The organism is Flavobacterium aquidurense, assembly GCF_002217195.1.
GTDB classification, from domain to species: Bacteria; Bacteroidota; Bacteroidia; order Flavobacteriales; family Flavobacteriaceae; genus Flavobacterium; species Flavobacterium frigidimaris.
Genome location: NZ_MUGR01000007.1, coordinates 1 through 22160 on the forward strand (window position 1 = coordinate 1; position 22160 = coordinate 22160).

Below are 22160 nucleotides of genomic sequence, written 5' to 3' on the forward strand. Positions count from 1 at the left end.
AAAACAACCGAAAGCATATCGCATTACATTTTTTCTGAAAAATATACTTATAACACTCTCTGTTATATGTGCTTCTGTTGCTAATTCTTAGCCTTTTTTCGTTTACATCAGTTTCTCATTTTACATCAGGCTGATTAAAAAACGAATCTTTACAAAAACATCATAAAAATTACTTACTGAAATTACAAAAGTCTATTTGATACCTCTATTTGTATCAGAAGGATTCTTGAAACTATACCTGAAAATTAAAACGAAAATGACTAATAACTAAAAACAAGAAGATGAAAAAAATGCAAAGCTGTTGCTGTAAATAAAAAAAGCCATTTCTGCGGCAACAGAAATGGCAAGGCTTAAAGAACATTTATCACTAAATCAAGAATCCCATTAGAGAGTTGAAAATTCAACTTTCAAGGCGCCTTGTTAATTACTTAAAACCAGTACAAAGAAATGAAAAAAAATTTAAAAATATACTCATTGCTTTTTATCCTGCTGCTTTCGGCAGGAATTAATGCCCAAAATACCACACCGCTGATACAATCCAAACTCGACGGAACTGTTGTAGATGATGTTACAAATCAACCAATTATAGGCGCTTCTATCAATATTAAGGGTACAACTCACGGGGTTCAGACGGATGCAGAAGGAAAGTTTTATTTTCAAACCGGACAAAAATTCCCTTATACTTTAATCGTAAGCTACATTGGCTATAAAAAAGCAGAAGTCGTAGTCAATAAAAATCCGGTTACCATTCACCTGAAAGAAGAACGTCAGGAATTAGATGAATTGGTAGTGGTAGGTTATGGTTCTCAAAAACGTAAAGACATTACAGGATCTGTAGCTTCAGTTCCCAAAGCAAATTTATCACAGGTCACCTCATCTGCAGATAATCTGTTACGAGGCGCAATTGCCGGAGTGGTAGTTACGCAAAGTTCGGGACGTCCGGGAGCTTCATCAAGTGTACGTATCAGAGGAGGAAATTCGATTACTGCTGGTAACGAACCTCTTTATGTAGTAGATGGAATATTGATTTATAATGACAATAATAATGGTACAGCCGGAGTTACGAATGCCGGTTCATCAATCAATGTATTGTCGACCATAAATCCCGGCGATATTGAATCTATCGAAGTACTAAAAGATGCATCAGCAACGGCAATATACGGATCCCGTGGGGCAAATGGTGTTGTAATTATCACTACCAAAAAAGGAACAAAAGGACAGGATAATATTTCGTATCAGGGCTATTTTGGATTTCAGAATGTTTCAAAAAAGCTAAACTTAATGAATGCCAGCCAATGGGCAAGCTTACGCAATGACGTTCAGGCAAGTATTGGTCAGGCTCCCTCTTTCTCTGATGCTCAGATCGAAGCGCTAAAAACGTCAGGAGGATATGACTGGCAGTCTGAAATATTCAGAACCGCAGCTCCTGTTCAGAATCATCAGTTGTCATTTTCCGGTGGGGATGAAAAATCAAGATATGCGGTGTCAGCAGGTTATTTTCAGCAAGACGGAATTGTAATTGCTTCTGATTTCAAACGGATTTCATTACGTGTTAACTACGAAAGAAATTATTCGCAGAATTTTAAGTTTGGTGTCAACGCCAACTACAGTAATTCGGTTTCTAATGGTGTAGGAACAAATGGCGGTGCTGCTGCCGGAAGATCGCCAAGCCCATTAGTTGTTGCGCTGTATCAGCCGCCGGTAGTGCCTATTAAAAATCCTGACGGAAGTTATAATTTAACAAACAACCCTTATGCAACGCCTGTCAACGGTATTATCGGGAATCCCATCAATGACCTGGTAAGTACCATTAATGAAACCAAAATTAACAGAATTTTGACCAGTTTATTTGGTGAGTATAAAATAACCAAAAAACTGGTTGCAAAAGTGGCTGTGAGTGGTGATGTACTGAATACAAAACAAAATTATTATGCTCCGACTACTACTACGGCAGGTGCGGGAACAAAAGGTCTGGCATCTGTTGGAGACAGATTGGTAAGCTCTGTTTTGAATGAAAATACGCTGAACTACAATACTACTTTTGGCGAAGACCACAAGTTCTCTGCTTTAGGCGGATACACACTTCAATACACTCAGGGTGAAGTTGTAAATGCAGGCGCAAATACTTTTGTAAATGATGCCAACACTTTTAATGCGCTTCAGGATGGCGTTCCTGTAAAACCTTATACAGATGCATTCGAAAGTGTACTGAAATCATGGTTAACAAGAATCAATTATTCCTATAAGGGAAAATATAATTTAACGCTTTCAGCACGTGCGGATGGTTCGTCAAGATTTGGTTCTGAATCACTTTGGGGCTATTTTCCGTCAGCAGGATTTTCATGGAATATTACTGATGAGAATTTTGCAAAAAACATCAAAGGTGTAACTGAAGCAAAACTTAGAATAACAGCCGGAACTACAGGAAATCAGGAAATAGGAAACTATCTTCCACTTGCTTCAATGGGTTCTGTAAACTACTCTTTTGGAGGTACATTGTACACAGGACTTGCGCCTACCCGACTGGCAAATCCGGATTTGAAGTGGGAGAAAACCAATCAGTACAATGTTGGTTTAGACTTATCATTATTAGACCGAAAAATCAATTTTGTGTTTGATGTTTACTACAAAAAAACAAATGATTTACTGATCAATGTCCCCGTTCCATTGACATCAGGATATGCAACTGTTCTTCAGAATATTGGTGGTGTTGAAAATAAAGGTGTTGAAATTGGTTTGATCACAGAAAACCTGAAAACAGAAAACTTTTCATGGAACTCTAACTTTGTGTTTTCTGCCAACAAAAATAAAGTGGTGTCAATAGGAAATGGTGTTGATCAGTTTTTCCCGGTTGTGCCAAATGGTTCTTTATTGCAACAACAGCCTGTAACGGTAAAAGTAGGATTGCCTCTGGGAACTTTCTGGGGATACAAAACCAACGGCATTTTTCAGACTCAGGAAGAAGTAAATACGCAGCCAAAAATAAACAGTTTAGCCAATACAAAAGTGGGCGACAGAAAATATGTCGATACTAATGGAGACGGTGTAATATCAGCTGCTGATAAGGGAAATCTTGGAACTTCGCAGCCTAAATTTGTTGGAAGTTTTACGAACACGATTTCATATCACGATTTTGATCTTAATTTCTCTTTTCAGGGATCGTATGGTGGAAAAGTTTTTAATGCTTTAAATCAGCAATTAGAAATTTCTACTCTTGGAACGAATGCGAATGTTACGCTGGAAGATCGTTGGACACCAACAAATCCAAGCAATGAAATTCCGAGAGCAACAAGTTCTCCTCTGGGAATCGTTTCAGAACGTTATGTAGAAGATGCTTCTTTCTTGCGATTAAAATTAATCACTTTAGGATACACATTGCCTAAAAGCGCTTCTCAAAGATTAGGAGCCAAAAGCATTAAATTTTATGTATCTGCTGAAAATTTAATCACATGGACAAAATACACTGGTTACGATCCAGAGGTAAGTTCATACGAACAAAACAACTTATATCCCGGAATTGATTTTGGTTCTTATCCAAACTCTAAAACGTTCATTTCGGGTCTGAACATAACTTTCTAAGTAAAAAATACATACAATGAAAAAAATTATAATAACAATCCTAATAAGTGCCGGTTTATTTGCATCGTGCACCGATTTAGAGGTAACACCTACCTCTTTTGTAACCGAAGACAATTATTTTAAAACCCAGGATGATGCTATTGCAAGCGTAACTGCTGCTTATGCTTCTTTAAGTCTTGATCCGGGTGAGCAAAGTTTATTTGGCAGAAACCTTTATTTCCTGACCGACATGGCTACTGATTATGCAGCAGCAGGAGTTTCTGCTACGAATCCGCAAGTAAGGGCATTGAGCAGTTTAACTCACGATGCTACTTCAGATCGTGTTCAGGTCGCCTGGCGCCAGATTTACAACGGAATAAACAGAGCCAACGTTTCTATAGATAATATCCCTAAAGTAGCAGGTACAGAAGCCGTAAAAACAAGATTGATCAATGAAGCAAAATTCATCAGAGCCTTATTATATTTTCAGGCCGTTCGTCTTTGGGGCGGAGTTCCAATTGTATTGCACGAACCTACTTCTATAAAATTAGAAAGTTTAAAATCAAGAAGGGAAACTGTAGATGCGGTATACACACAAATTATTTCAGACTTAAATGCTGCCGAAGCTTTACCGGCGACTTATCCTGCCAGTGATGCCGGACGTGCTACATCAGGAGCTGCAAAAGCAATTTTAGCCAAAGTTTATCTGACCAGAAAGGATTATCCAAATGCCATTTTAAAAGCCAGAGAAGTAATCAATGGAGGATATGGTTATGGACTTTTTGAAAGCTTTCAGGATATTTTTACTAAAACAAAAAAGAACGGAAAAGAGCATATTTTCTCTGTTCAGTTCGAGCCTAATCAGGCAGGAAACGGATCAAGCGGAAGCACTTTTCAGGCCACTTCATTTATAGGATATACTGCTACAGAACCGGCGGATATTATCTCAGATGTTGCTTTGTTTTATGATATTTATGCACCCGGAGATACCAGAAGAGATGTAAGTTATGCAAAACAATTGCCGATTGCCGGAACTGCAGCCATTTATACTTTTCCCAAACCAATCTTCAAAAAATACATCGACTTTACCAATTTGGCAACGCCGGGTAACGTAGCCATCAATTTTCCTATTATTCGTTATGCTGATATTCTGCTGTCTTTGGCAGAAGCCATTAACGAGCAGGGAACGCCAACACCGGAAGCTTACGAATTAATCAATCAGGTAAGAAGAAGAGCTTTTGCCAAACCAATTGCAACACCGGACCCTGCAATCGATTTATCAGGATTAAATCAAACCTCTTTCAGGGCTGCGATCCAGGAAGAACGCAAAAAAGAATTCGTTCAGGAAGGACAACGCTGGTTTGACCTGGTACGTTGGGGAACTTTGGTTACCGAAGTAAAAAAGGTAACCGCTAAAAACTCTGTTTCAGAAAGAAACAATTTATATCCGATTCCGCAAAGCGAAAGAAGTATCGATCCGGTAGGTTTACCACAAAATCCTGGCTATTAATACAACCACATCTAAACAACTATAGTTATGAAAAATTTAAAATTGAATACTACAATCAAAAGTCCGCAAAAAGGGCTTTTGATTACTGCCCTCATACTGGCGCAATTAGGTTTTGCGCAAATAAAACCAGATCCCAACTACAAAGGTGTAATTGGCAAAACCTTAGCCGATTCTAAAGAATATTGGCCAGATCCTGTAAAAGCTCCTGAAGGTGCGCCAAACGTAGTCTGGATTTTATTAGACGATGTGGGTTACGGCGCTACAAGTACTTTTGGAGGTTTGATCAACACGCCTACTTTCGAGAGTCTGGCCAATAACGGTTTGCGTTATACCAACTTTCACACCACAGCGATTTGCGCCCCTACCCGCGCCGGATTATTAACTGGTCGTAATGCACACGCAGTTCACGTAGGTGGATTTTCGCATACCGCAATGTCAGCCGGTTTTCCGGGTTACGATGGCAGAATTCCGTCTTCGGCAGGAACAATTGCTGAGATTTTACGCGACAACGGATACAATACTTTTGCTGTTGGAAAATACGGCGTTACTCCAGACGAAGATGCAACAGATGCAGGTCCGTTTGACAGATGGCCAACCGGAAAAGGTTTCGATCATTTCTACGGATTCCTGGGTTCAGAAACCGATCAGTACAATCCTGATTTAGTTGAAGATCAAACCTGGTTAAACGGAAACACGAGACTTAACAATTCAGGAAAAGATAAATCGAAAAATGAATTTACAGCTGATCTAAAAGGGAAACACTTAAGCGAATTGATCACGGATAAAGCCATTACCTATATCGATCGCCAGAAAAGTGCAGCGCCAAACAAACCTTTCTTTTTATACTATGCGCCAGGAGCAACACATTCACCTCATCAGGTAGCCAAAGAATGGAGCGACAAATACAAAGGCAAATTTGATGAAGGCTGGGATGTTTACCGTGATAAAGTAATTGCCAACCAAAAGAAGTTAGGTTTAATTCCGGCTGATGCCAAATTGCCTACGCGTGATTCATACGTAAAAGCATGGAATACTTTATCTCCTGACGAAAAGAAATTATACGCTCGTTTCATGGAAATCTATGCCGGATATCTTGAATATACAGATTATGAAGTAAGCCGAATCGTAAATCACCTGAAAGGAATAAACCAGTTAGACAATACCGTTTTCTACGTTGTTTTGGGTGATAACGGAGCCAGTAAAGAAGGAACCGAATCCGGAACAATCGATCAGCCATTACTGAAAAAACTATTTGGAAACAATTCTAAAGAAGCTGATTTAAAAGAAAACCTTGCCAAAATTGATCTTCTCGGGACTCCGGAAGCTATCGAAGGTAATTATCCTTACGGATGGGCCCTGGCAGCAAACACTCCGTTTAGAAATCTGAAACAAGATGCCCATTCTGAAGGAGGAACAAGAAATCCGTTGATTGTGTATTATCCAAAAGGAATCAAAACTCCGGGAATTCGTAACCAATACGGTCACGTGATCGATATTTTGCCAACCACTCTGGAAACAGTTGGTATTACGGCTCCAAAGGAAATCAGGGGAATTGCACAGGATTCTATTCAGGGAACTTCATTAGCGTATTCTTATGCTGATGCAAAAGCGCCTTCAAGACATAAGATTCAATACTATTATATTTTTGGTTCAAGAGCTTTGTACAAAGACGGTTGGAAAGCTGCGGCACCGCATCATCCTGATTTTATCGATATCGTTGATAATGGCGCTTTGGCAAAAAATACAGGACCAAGCACGTATGATAATGATGTTTGGGAATTATACAACCTTAATACTGACTTTAACGAAAGAGTCGATTTAGCCAAAAAGAATCCTGAAAAATTAAAAGAACTTCAGGCGGCTTTTGACGATCAGGCGAAGAAAAACAACATCTACCCTTTTATCGATTGGCAGGATGTTTTGAAACAACGCGTTCACAAGAAAAATAAATAGAAATCCTTCAGTACTATTCATCACGCTGTAAAGAATGATGAATAGTACTGATATCAAAACAAGTAAATTATGGCAGCAACAAAACCAATTTTGAAAAAAGGCCTATTTGCCTTGATTCTTGTAGTAATTGCAGTAAGTTTTTACTACCTCACGATCTGGATAACTCCTTATTATGTGCAAAAAAAGTTTGCAGAAAAAAGCTTAGGTGTTATCAATACTCCCCGATTTGGAGACCAGCCCAATGCTGAAAACAGCAGAGTGATTCCGTTACCAAATCCTGACTTTTTGTATTCGACAATCAATTATGATTTGAAAGATGATGTATTGAAAATTTCAGGAATTGTTCCCGATTCTACTTATTGGTCCATCTCGGCTTATCAGGAAAACACCACCAATTTTTTTGTTGAAAACGAAGAAAAAGTAAAAGCCAAATTCGAATATTATTTAGCTCCTGAAGGAAGCACTTCTGAAATCTTGAAAAATATTCCGAAGGAAAAAATCATTTACAGTCCAACGACTAAAGGATTGATTCTGTTTCGTTATTTGGTTTCGAAAGCATATCCGGTAAAAACATTGGCGGAATTGCAACATGGCGTAACGGTAGAGAAATTAGGGAAGTAAGCTTAACCTTTGTCATGATACGCAGATGACACGGGTTTGCTTTGCAAAGACGCGGATTTAAACAGATTTTTTAGTTTAATCCATCAGATCGTAACCGCACAAGCTTTGTCATGATACGCGGATGACACGGATTTGCTTTGCAAAGACGCGGATTTAAACGGATTTTTTAGTTTAATCCATCATTCGCGATCGTAACCCAAAGTTTGTCATCCTGAGCGAAGTCGAAGGACACACAAGTAACTCCACAAAGATTGGCCTAGCCCCGATAGTCCCGAGGCTTCGGGAGGAAATCCTTTTGTTCCGGTCCCGATAACTATCGGGAGGAACAAAAGATTGAAACGGATAGCGGGATTAGCTCCTAAAAAAACACAACATTCAATTTAAATAAAAATTAAAATGGCTTTAAATCAAAAAATTAAAAAGATAGGACTTGCGGTAGCATTGATCATTCTCGCTATTGTATTTGGGAGTGCCGTTGGTGTTTACAACATCAAATCCGGCAAAAGCGATTCACAACGCATTATTAGCAATTGGCAAACGGTTGATAAAGACAAAGACCTCAACTCAGCCGATTTGCTAACCATTGCACAAGTGGCAGTTTACGGACCTTATGCCTTGACTAAAAAAGAAGTTATCTATTTGAGCACAAATACTGATAGCGAAGGAAACGCATTAGACCCAAAAGCTGATTATGTCATTAGCGGAAAAAAACTAGATGCGAAATATTGGAGCATTACAGCGTATGACGAAAATGGTTTTTTAATTAAAAACCCAATCAACAAATACAGCTATAATCTTGAAGATGTAAAATATGAAGCTGATAGTACTTCGTATAAAATCAATCTTTCAGGAACAGAGAAAAAGGAAAACTGGCTGCCAATCAATGATGTTCAAAAAGCAAGTCTGATCATTCGTTTGTACTTGCCTTCTGAAAAACTCAGAGAAAATTTAACGGTGGAGACGCTTCCAACCATTCAAAAAGTAAAATAATAATCAATACGTATTATAACAAATTTGGAAAAAATCAATAAATAAAACTCTATTAATTCAATAGAATTAAAGTAGTATTTTATTTATTTTTACATTTATTAAAAACGTACTGATTTTCAATACAGTTATAAACATAAAAATTAGAAATCATGAAATCGCCTCTAAAACAAAATCTGTGCAAAACAAACAGCAATAATGGCGATTACATATTTGACAATTAAAAAATAAATTTCACAAATATGAAACGAGTAGACTATGAAATTATAGGAAAAAAAATCATCGTGGGAGTGATTGTTTTTTTAGTTCCGTTAGTGATTTTGGCGGGAGGTTTAGCATTAATTAGTAATTTTTTAAAATAAGATATCATGGCAATAATAGATCACAATTCAAGAAGCAGATTAATAAGAGATTTAAGTATTAGTTTCGTAATATATTCACTGCCGGTAGTGGCAATATTTCTTTATTTCAAACTAACAAATGGTGTTATAACGCAATCGCACCTTACCTTACCTTCCTTTTTAGAATTTACAAAACCTGCTTTCGAAAATATTCGCACCTGGGGATTAACTATTTTTATGTTGGTTCTGGGAATTATAGAATTTACAGCCGGTTTGTACGATGACGAATGGACAGGCGAAGAACGCAAAATAGATATCGTTTGTTTCTTAGCACCAAAATTACTTTTACCACCGGTAATCGCATTTTTCAGCTTAACGGCATTACCATATTTAATCCCGAATTTATCTAACTCCCTTTCATGGGTGCCGTTTTGGGGAGGATTTTTCCTTATTGCAATTGCAGATGATTTAACACAATACTGGTACCACAGACTGCATCATCAGGTTCCGTTTTTGTGGAGATTTCACAGAACGCACCATTCGGCTCCATACATGGGAATGGCGATGGCATCGAGACAAAACTTTATTTATACGGTTTTCTTTTCTCAAATTTATTTAACGGCTACCTTGACGTATTTAGGTTTAGGATTACCTGCATTGTTTGTTTTGGTGATCAAAAGTTTCATCACTCTTGGTGCGCATTCAAGCATCAAATGGGACAAACCATTTTACAAATACAGAATCTTACATCCAGTTGCATGGGTTTTGGAACGCTTAATTTCGACTCCTGCAACACATCACGCACATCATGCAGATACTAGCGGAGATGGCGTTGGACACTTTAAAGGCAACTTTGGGAACATGTTTTTTCTTTGGGATGTGATTTTTGGAACGGCTTTAATTACCCGTAAATATCCAACTTCGTACGGAATGAAATCATACAAGCAAGAAGAATGGTACGCGCAATTTTTGTGGCCAATATTCAAATCTAAAAAAGAAGGAAGTGCTTTGGCAGAAGGAGTTTTATCTGTCCCATTAAAAGCCAAAGTAGAAACAGTTTCTCCGAGCCCGGTATATTACGAGCAGGCTCAATCTTAAAATACCATGAAAAAAAATAAAATAACGACCCTGTTAATAGGATTCACCATTGTTGCAAACGCACAAGCGCCAAAACAGGCCTCAACTTTTACCCAAAAATCAAATGAGGCAGTATATTCAAAGTTAAACTTTGATGATACTGCCGATTTTACCGACGCCAAGAGAGGTTTTATCGCCACTCTTGCCGACGGTAAAATTCTTTCTAAAACCGGAAATGTCGCTGTAAACCTAAACGATTTCGCCTTCATTAAAGGAAAATCTCCTGAAACGGTAAATCCCGCTTTATGGCGTCAGGCACAACTCAACAACATCAATGGATTATTTAAAATTACCAATGGCGTTTATCAGGTTCGATCTTTTGATGTTGCCAATATTTCGTTTATCGAAACTAAAAACGGTTATGTTGTCATTGATGCCCTAACTATTGGCGAAGCTTCATCAGCAGCTTATGAATTGGTCAAAAAACACGTTGTCAATAAACCTATTTTGGCTGTAATCGTAACGCACAGTCACGGTGATCATTACGGAGGTATTGAAGGTTTAGTTGCTGCCGAGGATATAAAATCCGGAAAAGTAAAATTTATTACACCAAAAGGTTTCTACGAAGAAGCCGTAAGCGAAAATGTGCTTTTAGGAAACGTAATGCGACGAAGAGCCGGATATCAATTTGGTTTAAGTTTAGAAAGAAGCGCTACAGGTCAGGTGGATGTGGGTTTAGGAAAACCGTTTTTAAGCGGAGGTACTTCCTCTCTTTTGCAGCCTAATTTTGAAGTGGAGAAAACCGGACAAACGATCAATATTGATGGACTGGATTTAATTTTTCAGCTTACGCCGAATTCCGAAGCTCCAGCCGAATTAACGGTCTTTGCTCCTGCCCAAAAAGTTTTCTTTTCGGCCGAAATTGCCAGTCATACCTATCATAATGTACTTACGCCTCGCGGTGCCAAAACCCGAGATGCTAAAGCCTGGGCAGGATATCTGGACGAAGCCATTGATTTATTTGGAGACAAAACCGAATTTATCGTTCCGTCGCACACCTGGCCGGTTTACGGACATGATAAAGGAATTAATTTTCTGGAAAAACAACGAGATTTATACAAATACGTGCACGATCAAACCGTTCATTTGGCCAACAAAGGTTTGAATAAAGATGAGATTGCCGAAGAAATAAAACTTCCTGCCGAATTAGGCAAAGAGTGGTACAATCGTGATTTTTACGGAACGGTAAAACACAATGCCAAAGCAACTTATCAATTCTATTTGGGTTGGTGGGACGGAAATCCTGCTGATTATGATAAATTGCCACAAGTCGAATCGGCTAAAAAATATGTCGAATGGTTTGGCGGCGAAGAAATTGCCTTGAAAAAAGCAACCGAAAGTTACCAAAAAGGAGAATACCGTTGGGTTGCCGAAGTGCTGAAACATGTCATCTTTGCGAATCCCGAGAATGTTGCAGCTAAAAATTTACAGGCCGATGCTTTCGAACAAATTGCCTATCAAAGTGAATCAGGAATTTGGAGAGATTTATATTTATCCGGAGCCAAAGAACTTCGCGAAGGGGTAATTGTTCCTAAAAATCCTGTGAATCGCGCTGTTGGATTTTTGTCTGCACTAACTCCGGAAGCTATTTTTGATTATTTATCGGTTACTGTTGACGGAACTAAAGCAGCCGGAAAAGACGTGAAATTGCGTTTCATTTTCCCGGAACTCAATAAAAACATCCTGGTTTATCTTAAAAACGGCGTTTTACACCAAAGTCAAACGCGACCAAATGATAAAGCCGAATTTACCTTAACCATTCCAAAAGCCAAGTTGGTAGCCTTATTGTCCAATCCAGACACGGCAAGAGAAATTTTAACTTCTGACGGCGTTAGTTTTGAAGGTGATCCGTTTAAATTCAGAGAATTGGCGAGCACTTTCGAACCGGCAAATCCGTATTGGAATATTGTAACTCCTTAAAATCAAAATCATGAAAAATAAAATATTCAAAAATAGTATTGTCACTGCAATTTTACTTTTTACAATCGTAGGTTTTTCTCAGGAAAAAAGCTCTAATACAGTTTCGTTAGAAGTATTTTATTCTAAAATTCAAAGCGAAAAAAATCCACAGATCATTGATGCAAGAGGTGCTGAAGAATTTGCGCTGAACCATATCAATGGCGCAGTAAATTTTAATCTGGAATCTAAAGATTATGCGGCGCAAGCAGCAAAATTAGACAAATCAAAACCTGTATTTACTTACTCGATTGGTGCAGGAAGAAGTGTTTGGCTGGCTGATGATTTACTAAAAAAAGGTTTCAAAGAAGCGTATAGTCTTGAAGGCGGAATTGCCAACTGGATTGGAAACGGAAAACCTTTTTACGCCAATTCTAAAAGTAAATTGACTCTGGCCGAATACAAAAAAATCATTGCAGAAAACAAAGATGTTTTAGTTGATATTGGTTCAAAATATTGCGCGCCTTGCAAAAAAGTAAAACCAATTCTAGAAACCATCAAAGCGCAATACGGAAACAATCTTAAAATCGTAGAAATAGAACTGGAAGACAGCCCTCAAGTAATCGCAGATCTCAAAACAGTAAAAGTTTTCCCTACTTTGATTTTATACAAAGAGGGGAAAATTGTATTCAAAAAAGAAGGTTTAGGCGATTTGAAAAATGATGTTGATGTGGCTTTGGCTGTGAAATAATCGAAATTTTTTTCAACGGATTAAAATCCGTTGCCACAAAATAAATCATTCCTCGGGAATTTTATACAAGAAGTTCCAGAGGAACAAATCATATTGTAGGGATGGATTTTAATCCATCTTTCGCAATTATAATCGTCATTTTAAATAACAAAAATAAAAACCATGGCATTATCAAAAGCAAAAAAGATTATTCTCCCAATTGTAGTGATACTTTTTCTATTGGCGGTGTTTTTATTCTGGCCCATCAATACCGATGGAACTTTAATCAAACCAGACGCAAAACTACTCGCAGGAAAAGCAGCATTTCTATCCGAAAAAGTTCCCGCAGACAGTTCTTTCAAAAAACCAAATATCATTATTCTTCTGGCAGATGATTTAGGAAAATATGATATTTCGTTGTACGGAGGAAAATCCACACCAACGCCACAAATAGATTCTTTGGCGGCATCAGGAGTTACGTTTCAGGATGGTTATGTTTCGGCTTCGATTTGTTCGCCTTCACGTGCCGGAATTTTAACCGGGCGTTATCAGGAACGTTTTGGTCATGAATACCAACCCGGAGATCGTTATCCAAAAAACAATCTGGAATATTACGGTTTCAAATATTTAATCAATACCAATAACTGGAGATTAAATGATAAAATCAATTACCCAAACGAAGCGTCGATCGCCACACAAGGTTTGCCACAATCTGAAATTACGTTTGCTGACCTTGCCAAAAGAAAAGGTTACAGTACAGGAATTATCGGAAAATGGCATTTAGGACACAACAAGGGATTTTTTCCTTTAGACAGAGGTTTCGATTATCATTACGGTTTTTATCAGGCATTTTCGCTTTACACTCCCGAAGATGATAATCCGGATATTATCAACCACCATCACAAAGATTTCACCGATAAAATGATTTGGGGAAATGGCCGCGTTGGCATCGGGCAAATTCGTCGTGATACTACGATTATTCACAATAAAGCGTATTTAACCGAAACATTTGCAGATGAAGCCGAAGCTTTTATTGATAGAAATAAAAAGAAACCTTTCTTGCTTTATGTTCCGTTTAATGCGCCACATACACCTTTTCAGGTTCGTAAAAAATACTACGATCGTTTCCCGAATGTAAAAGACGAAAACAAACGTGTTTATTTTGCGATGATCAGCGCCTTAGATGATGCCGTGGGAAGAATCAGGGCTAAAGTCAAAAAAGAAGGTCTGGAAGATAACACTCTAATCGTTTTTGCCAGCGACAACGGCGGTGCCGATTATACTTTCGCCACCACAAACGCGCCATTAAAAGCCGGAAAGTTTTCTCATTTCGAAGGCGGAGTAAATGTTCCGTTTGCACTTTCGTGGAAGGGAAAAATCAAACCGCATACTATTTATAAAACTCCGGTAAGTACATTAGATATTTTTGCTACAATTGCCGCGGCCATACATTCTGATTTGCCAAAAGACCGCGTTTATGATGGCGTTGATCTTGTCAATACAGTCAACGAAAATAAAGAAGTACACAAAACATTATACTGGCGATCCGGCGATGCAAAAGCCATCAGAAGCGGTGACTGGAAACTAATTATCAGCGGAAAAACGCATGAAGAATGGCTTTATAATTTAGCAAATGACAAGTCTGAAACAACAGATTTGGCTCAACAAAATCCTGAAAAAGTAAAAGAATTACATGTGGCTTTAAAAAATTGGGAAAAAGGTTTGGTAAAACCTTTATGGCCAAATCTAACGCATTATGAATTCGATTTTGGCAAACAAAAATATTTTGTTGATTTATAGTTAACATCATACAAACCCGACAGGTTTTAAAAACCTGTCGGGTTTAATTCAAAATATCTTTTAATTCGATTTTTTGAATAGCCTCCAGCNNGCTGGAGGCTATTCAAAAAAAACGAACAAATAAATAACCTAGCAGTCCCGAAGCCTCGGGATTGTTAGGATAATAAAATAATACAATGTCAACCCCAACCAAACAATTCAACATTCACGAAGACTGGACGGTCGTAATTCTCGGATTTATGATCATCGGGATTTCTCTTTTTGTTTTTCTTCCCGAAGTTCCCGTTTTCAAATGGTCAACCGGAACCGATTTATTTCATGATGTATTCGATCTTGAAAACTTAAAAGTCCTTGGATTACAGTTTTTATACCTGATTTCCATCGGAACTTTAGGCGCTTTTTTAATTGGGAAATCAGTAAAATACTTTTTATTAGGATTTCCTGTTGTTTATATCCTGACTGTTCTTGCCCTGATCATTGCCGGAAATACCGAAGTAAAAGGATTAAATCTCGAAGCTGTAATTTTCAGTTTGGCAATTGGTTTAGCGATTGGAAATTTCTTCAAACTTCCGGATTGGTTCAAGTCAGCACTTTCGACAGAAGTATTCGTCAAAATTGGATTGGTTTTACTGGGAACAAGTGTTATTTTCTCGGATATTCTAAAAGCAGGTTCTCTAGGATTAATTCAGGCTTTGGTAGTTGTTTTATCCGTTTGGTATTTTGCTTTTTGGTTGTGTAAAAAACTAAAAGTCGACGACGAATTGACCATGATGATTTCGAGCGCGGTTTCTATTTGTGGAGTTTCCGCAGCTATTGCCACTTCGGGAGCTATAAAAGGAGATTCGAAAAAACTGTCTTATGTAATCTCGATTGTGCTGGTAACCGCAATTCCTATGATGATTTTCATGCCCATAATCGCCAAATATTTCAATTTTCCCGAAGAAGTTACCGGAGCCTGGTTAGGCGGAAGTATCGATACATCGGGTGCTGTTGTGGCTTCAGGATCTTTGGTTGGCGAAACGGCTTTGAAGATTAGTACCATTGTAAAATTCTCCCAGAATGTACTGTTAGGAATAGCCGCTTTCGCGATCTCGGTTTATTGGACGTATACACACAACAATTCGGCGGAAGTTGTCGAATCAAAACCTACTTTAAGTGTTATTTGGGACCGTTTTCCAAAGTTTGTAATTGGTTTTATTGCTGCTTCTTTGCTCTTCTCTTTCCTGCTTACTGCTGAAACCAGAGATGCGGTAAAAGACAGTTTGAAGAACCTTCAGGGAATTTGGTTTGCTCTTGCTTTTACAAGTATTGGTTTGGAAACGAACTTTAAAGATTTATTGAGTAACAATAGCCGAAAACCTTTGTATGCGTTTTTAATCGCACAATTATTCAATGTGATTGTTACGCTGATTATTGCGTTTTTACTGTTTGGGAAATGATTTTTTTTTTTAAACACATAGCAATGGGAATGTAAAACCATATTTTGACAAAGTTAAAATTCAATTATTTAGACAAAAGTTACCACAATCATTGTCATCCTGAGCGAAGTCGAAGGACACACAAGTAGCTCGACAAAGTTTTGTCATTTTCTTTGCGGAGCTACTCACGGAGATCCCTCGTTCCTCGGGATGACAAAAATGAGAAATCGTTCTTATGAAACAAGTGCCTAGCCCCGATAGAAGTGGAAATCCTTTTGTGTCCGCCACGGCGGACACAAAAGATTGGAACGGATAGCGGGATTAGCTCCTAAAAAAAGATTTGGTTTTATTATAAAATCCATCCCTACAATATAATTTTCGACACTTTAAAATATCAACAATAATGAAAAAAACACTTATTACACTAAACCTTCTACTTGCTGTAGTGGCTTTAAATGCACAAAACAAAACAACTTCTGAAAAACCGAACATTATTTTAATAATGGTTGATGATATGGGCTATTCTGATTTGGGGAATTATGGTTCCGAAATTAAAACCCCTAATCTTGATAAATTAGCCATTGAAGGTTTACGCTTACGCGAATTTTACAATAACTCGATTTGTGCGCCAACACGCGGTTCTTTGCTTACTGGGCAATATCAGCACAAAGCCGGAATGGGATTTTTTGATGTTAATTTAGGATTACCGGCCTATCAGGGTTATCTCAACAAAGAATCTCTGACATTGGGAGAAGTTTTTCGTTCCGGTGGTTACAGCACTTTGCTTTCGGGAAAATGGCACGTAGGTTCTGAAGATAAAGCGCAATGGCCCAATCAAAGAGGATTTGATAAATTTTACGGCATCCTGAAAGGAGCATCGAACTATTTTGATACCAAACCTTTGCCTTTCGGGAAAACGCCTTATCCGGTAAAACTGATTCGTAATAATGAAGAATTGCATCCAAAAGATGATTCGTATTATTTTACAGATGAAATCGGGAACAATGCAGTGACTTTCTTAGACGAACAAAATAAAGAAAATAAACCGTTCTTTTTGTATTTAGCGTTTACGGCTCCGCATTGGCCATTACAGGCAAAACCCGTTGACATTGCCAAATACAGAGGGAAATTTGATGAAGGCTGGGATATTTTAAGAGAAAAAAGAATTGAAAAACTAAAAGCAAATGGCATTTTACCCGCCAATCAAACGGTTTCTGCAAGAGATCCTGAAGTGCCGGAATGGAGTAAATTAACGTATGATGAAAAGCAATTCTGGAAAGCCAAAATGGAAGTTTACGCCGCTATGGTCGATAATATGGATCAGAATGTGGGGAAAGTTCTGGAAAAGTTAAAAGCATTGAAGAAAGATAAAAACACGCTGATTATTTTTATTTCAGACAATGGTGCTCAAGGTGGTTTCAATACCTATAATCCGTTAGGAAGAGGTTTGGTAAGAAACGACGGGCCAGTTGGAACTTCGGGATCCTTTGATTATCAGGAACAAAACTGGGCGTATTTATCGAATACTCCGCTTCAGCAATACAAAAACAATATGCACGAAGGCGGATTCAGTTCGCCGTTTATTGCGTGGTTTCCCTCAAAAATAAAAGCGGGCCGAATCGATAAAGGAACGGGACATATTATTGACCTTGCACCTACTTTTTATGAATTGGCCGGAATTGATTATCCTAAGGAATACAATGGAGTACATTCAAATCCGTTAGCAGGGAAAAGTCTGTTGCCCGTTTTATTCGATAATGTTTCAGAAGTAAATCGAGGAACTCCTTTATTTTGGGAAAGAGCGGGTAACAGAGCCGTAAGAGATGGGAAATGGAAACTGGTTTCGACTTATCCTGCTTATGAATGGGAACTTTACAACATCGAAACAGATCGTGGCGAAACTACCAATGTCGCACAACAAAATCCCGCGATTGTAAACCAACTTTCGGCTGCTTATTTTGACTGGGCAGATAAAACCGGAGTGGTTGAATACAGTAAATTCAAATTGAAAACGGAGGTTATGCCTGGCGGTGCAGCTTTGAAAAAGTAACTGGTATTAATTATTTTTAATATTGAAAAAAAGCGTTTCATTTATTTGCTGTACGTTTAAATTTTTCACGCAGATTTGGCAGATTGAGCAGATTCTTTTTTTATCGTTTAAAAATTTAATCTATTGTATTGATTTTAATAGAAAAAAAATATTTTCCTTTTTTGATAGGTATAAAAACCAGATTTCGATGTTTTAAAATAAAAACTAAGGAATTTTAAAATCTGCTTAATCTGCCAAATCTGCGTGAAAATAAATACTCATTTTAAGAATCACCACAAAAATAAACCTATATTTCTATTTACTTAAAACCCTTAAAGACAGAAAAATAAGTATAAATATTTAACGTATACTTATTTTTTTGTTTTTTTTATTGAAATAAAACAAAATTCAAATCACTAGAAATCAATACATTAATACAAATTCCTATTCAATTTATAAGTTCCTTACCTCTATTCACTTAAAGAAAAATTAAAAAACTTTTGGTTTTTATTATATTAAATTTAACTTTGTCTATAGAATTAGTAGAGTTTAAAACCAAAACAACTTAATTTTGAAAACAACCGAAAGCATATCATTTTACATTCTTCCAAAAAAATATACTTATAACACTTTTTGTTATATGTGCTTCTGTTGTTAATTCCCTCACATCCTTTTCATTAAAAATCGATTTCTATCTAAAAAGAATCGGTCTTTTTTAAACCTCAACGGTTTCTTATTGAATAATACACGATCATTTTGCTGCATTTTTTGCATCAGGAAGAAGTATCACGCATAACTATAAATCATCCAAAAACAATAATTAATACGAACAAACATGACACAAATACCACTACAAAATTGCTCCTAATATTTCTGCGGCAACAGAAATAGCAAGGCTAAAAGAACCTTTATCACTCAATAAAACAATGCGCAGGACATCCAATCTTCCGTCATTTTTTAATTACAAAAAATCAATAACCAAGAATGAAAAAAAATACCAAACTTATTTTATGGATTAGCATTTTGTTCATCTCCATCGGAATAAATGCTCAAGACACAGCACCCAATATTCAATCGAAACTAAGCGGAACCATTGTAGATCAAATATCAAATCAGCCTATTATTGGCGCTTCGGTAAACATAAAAGGAACTACACACGGCGTTGAAACGGATATCGACGGAAAATTTTATTTTCAAACCGGACAAAAATTCCCTTATACTTTAATCATCAGTTACATTGGTTACAATTCTAAGGAAGTAACGGTAGACGGAAGTCCGGTGGTGATAAAACTAACGGAACAAGTTGAAAAACTAGACGAAATAGTGGTCGTAGGATACGGCACATCGGCAAAAAAAACCTTTACAGGAGCAACCTCAAAAATCGATGCGAAACAAATTGCCAATCGTCCGGCACAAAGTTTTGATCAATTGTTAGGCGGTCAGGCTTCAGGATTAAACATTGTGCAGCCCAGCGGATCATTAAACAGTACGCCGGTAATCAGAATTAGAGGAATTAACTCGATCACCAGTTCACTTTATCCTTTGGTTATTGTTGATGGTGTTACTGTTTTTACAGGAACAGCCGGAGGTGCCATTGGCAACAATCCGTTATCTGACATTAACCCAAATGACATCGAATCGATTGATGTTCTTAAAGATGCTTCGGCAGCGGCAGTTTATGGTTCACGTGCCGCAAACGGAGTTATCGTGATTACGACTAAAAAGGGAAAAAAAGGAAAAGTAAACGTTAATTATGATGTTTGGGTAAGCTGGAACAAAGCTACAAATCTGCCAAAACTTTTGAATGCCGAAGATTATGTAAGCATTAAAAACGAGGCCAGAACCAACGCAGGACTTACACCCGGTTTTGCTTTAGGTCAAAATGCTGATGGATCGACAATAGGAACCAATTGGTACGATGTGGCGTATCATACAGGAGTTTCACAAAATCATAATTTAAGCTTTTCAGGAGCAACAAATTCTACCAGTTATTTTATTTCGACCAGCTATTCCGATCAGGAAGGGATTCTAAGAACAAATGAATTTGTGCGAAAAGGAATCCGATTGAATTTTGAACATAAGCTGAACAATTCGCTGACTTTAGGAACTAATTTCTCTTATAACAACTCTGTAAATTCAGGTCCAAATTCAGGATCTTCGACACCCAATTCGATTGGTTCTTCAGCCGGAAATGCGGTTAACACACAATACATCGGTTTGCAGCCTTTAGGAAGACTTACCTATATTTTACCTTCGAATGTTTCGGTTTACAATCCTGATGGTTCTTACAACATCAATCCGAGTAACGGAAATATCGGATACGGTGCAAATAGTCCTTCTTTAGGAGTTTTTAATGCCTACAACTTGCAAACGATTTTAGATCTGGATAAAAATACTTCTGAAAATAACACTTTTATCGGAAGCGTTTATGCTGAACTTGAAATCATCAAAAACCTGAAATTCAAAACGGTTTACGGTATCAATAATTTCGTAGTAGAAAACAAGGAATTCAGAAATCCGTACAGCGGAGATGGTTTCTCTACTAAAGGAGCTGCAACAAACTCCAACACCAAATACTCGAGATCAAACTGGACCAATACCCTAACCTACTCGACTGTATTAGATCAGAAACACAATTTGAAAGTGCTTTTGGGACAAGAGAAAAATGTTCGTGAAATTGATGGTTGGGGCGCCATAAAAACAGGTTTAACAGATCCTTTCTTCACCAGTTATCAAGGCGGATTTACAACTATTGCGCCTGGTCCTTCTGTTCAGACAGAAAATGTATTGCTTTCTTATTTCAGCAGTATTGCTTACGATTATAACAAAAAATACTTGCTGAACCTTAATTTCAGAAGAGACGGATTATCTGCTTTGGCATCCGGAAATAAATGGGGAAATTTTGGCGGGGCTTCTGTAGGATGGAATGTTTCTGAAGAAGATTTTTTCAAAAGTTCCTCTATCAAAAATGTTTTAAACGCGTTTAAGGTTCGTGCGAGTTACGGAATTGTGGGTAACAGCGAATTGAACGATTATGCTGCTTTATCACAATATTCAGCAGGTACTTACGCCGGAGTTCCAACACTTAATTTTTCGCAATCCGGAAATTCAAATTTGAAATGGGAAACCAGCAAAAAGTTTGACTTCGGAATCAATTTTGGATTGTTTGATAACCGAATCACTGTTGAAGCGGATTATTACAAAAACAACATCAACGATTTGATTTTGAATGCGCCTCAGTCTTTATCACAAGGAATCCCTAACAATTCGATTGCAGCAAACGTGGGATCTTTATACAACAAAGGATTTGAACTTACTGTAAATGCCAACATTATAAATGGCAATGATTTTCAATGGAATGCCAGTTTAAATTTATCTACTATCAAAAACAAAGTGACTTCATTAGGCGGATATGGAGATATTTATCCAACGGCTTTGAGCACTTTCGGAATCCAGAATATTACCAGAGAAGGCTATTCTGTAGGATCTATTTTCGCTGTGCCAACAACCGGAGTAAATCATGAAAACGGAAATCGTGTTTACGTAAATGCCAACAACGAAGAAGTACAATACAATGCGCTTACAAAAGCTTTTACTTATCTCAACGGAAATACGGCTCCGGCAATCGATAACTATCGTGACGGACGTATTCAGGGGCCTTCGTTACCCACTTATTACGGAGGATTGAACAATAATTTATCGTATAAAAATTTCGATTTAACGATTGGTTTAACCTTTTCCGGCGGAAACAAATTGTACAATGGTACAAGATCTACATTATCAGATCAGCGTTTCTTTAATAACGGAACTTTCATCAAAGATCGCTGGACTACTCCGGGACAGGTTACAGACGTTCCTAAGTTAATTTACGGAGACAGTTTTTCAGGTGGTTTCTCGTCAAGCAACTCCGCTTATGTTGAAGACGGATCGTACTTAAAAGTAAAAAACATCATTTTAAGCTATAGAATTCCGGTAAAGAACGAGTTGGTCAACAAATACATTTCATCTGCAAAAGTGTATGCTCAGGGATCTAATTTACACACGTGGACAAAATACCGCGGTTCAGATCCGGAGATTTCCATCAACGGAAACTCCATCAATTCAGGGAAAGATCAAAACGTGCCTGCCAATTCAGTAGTATTCACTTTAGGACTTAATGTAGGTTTCTAGGCATTCATCT

The 22160-nt window shown here is 37.6% G+C and carries 12 protein-coding genes; all 12 read left to right on the forward strand.

The window, feature by feature from the left end:
• Positions 1-447 precede the first annotated feature (447 nt).
• The 12 genes from B0A67_RS04705 (at position 448) to B0A67_RS04760 (ending at position 22150) form a co-directional block, all read left to right on the forward strand.
• On the forward strand, positions 448-3579 hold the full coding sequence (locus B0A67_RS04705) for a SusC/RagA family TonB-linked outer membrane protein (protein ID WP_072960172.1): 3132 nt from the start codon (positions 448-450) through the stop codon (positions 3577-3579).
• 16 nt (positions 3580-3595) lie between these two features.
• Positions 3596-5068 carry a RagB/SusD family nutrient uptake outer membrane protein gene (locus B0A67_RS04710; RefSeq protein WP_072960175.1) on the forward strand — a complete coding sequence of 491 codons (1473 nt, stop codon included), beginning with the start codon at positions 3596-3598 and terminating at the stop codon, positions 5066-5068.
• A 27-nt stretch (positions 5069-5095) separates the two neighbouring features.
• On the forward strand, positions 5096-7021 hold the full coding sequence (locus tag B0A67_RS04715) for an arylsulfatase (RefSeq protein WP_072960178.1): 1926 nt from the start codon (positions 5096-5098) through the stop codon (positions 7019-7021).
• A gap of 69 nt (positions 7022-7090) precedes the next feature.
• Positions 7091-7642 carry a DUF1254 domain-containing protein gene (locus tag B0A67_RS04720; protein WP_072960181.1) on the forward strand — a complete coding sequence of 184 codons (552 nt, stop codon included), beginning with the start codon at positions 7091-7093 and terminating at the stop codon, positions 7640-7642.
• A 396-nt stretch (positions 7643-8038) separates the two neighbouring features.
• Positions 8039-8632, forward strand: a complete 594-nt coding sequence (locus B0A67_RS04725; protein ID WP_072960184.1) for a DUF1214 domain-containing protein — start codon at positions 8039-8041, stop codon at positions 8630-8632.
• Positions 8633-8997: 365 nt separating this feature from the next.
• Complete coding sequence (locus B0A67_RS04730; RefSeq protein ID WP_072960186.1) at positions 8998-10068, forward strand: sterol desaturase family protein; 1071 nt, start codon at positions 8998-9000, stop codon at positions 10066-10068.
• 6 nt (positions 10069-10074) lie between these two features.
• A complete protein-coding gene (locus B0A67_RS04735) occupies positions 10075-12027 on the forward strand; it encodes an alkyl/aryl-sulfatase (protein WP_072960187.1) in 1953 nt (650 codons plus the stop codon).
• 10 nt (positions 12028-12037) lie between these two features.
• Positions 12038-12754 (forward strand): thioredoxin domain-containing protein, encoded by a 717-nt coding sequence (locus tag B0A67_RS04740; RefSeq protein ID WP_072960189.1) that lies wholly within the window; start codon positions 12038-12040, stop codon positions 12752-12754.
• Between the two features lie 162 nt (positions 12755-12916).
• Entirely contained in the window at positions 12917-14533 is a 1617-nt protein-coding gene (locus B0A67_RS04745; protein WP_072960191.1) for a sulfatase-like hydrolase/transferase, read from the forward strand.
• Between the two features lie 176 nt (positions 14534-14709).
• Positions 14710-15972: a YeiH family protein gene (locus tag B0A67_RS04750; RefSeq protein ID WP_072960193.1), complete on the forward strand. Its 1263-nt coding sequence runs from the start codon at positions 14710-14712 to the stop codon at positions 15970-15972.
• Positions 15973-16354: 382 nt separating this feature from the next.
• Positions 16355-18001, forward strand: coding sequence for an arylsulfatase (locus B0A67_RS04755; RefSeq protein ID WP_072960196.1), 1647 nt, complete (start codon positions 16355-16357; stop codon positions 17999-18001).
• A gap of 963 nt (positions 18002-18964) precedes the next feature.
• Complete coding sequence (locus B0A67_RS04760; protein WP_072960199.1) at positions 18965-22150, forward strand: SusC/RagA family TonB-linked outer membrane protein; 3186 nt, start codon at positions 18965-18967, stop codon at positions 22148-22150.
• Positions 22151-22160: the final 10 nt, after the last annotated feature.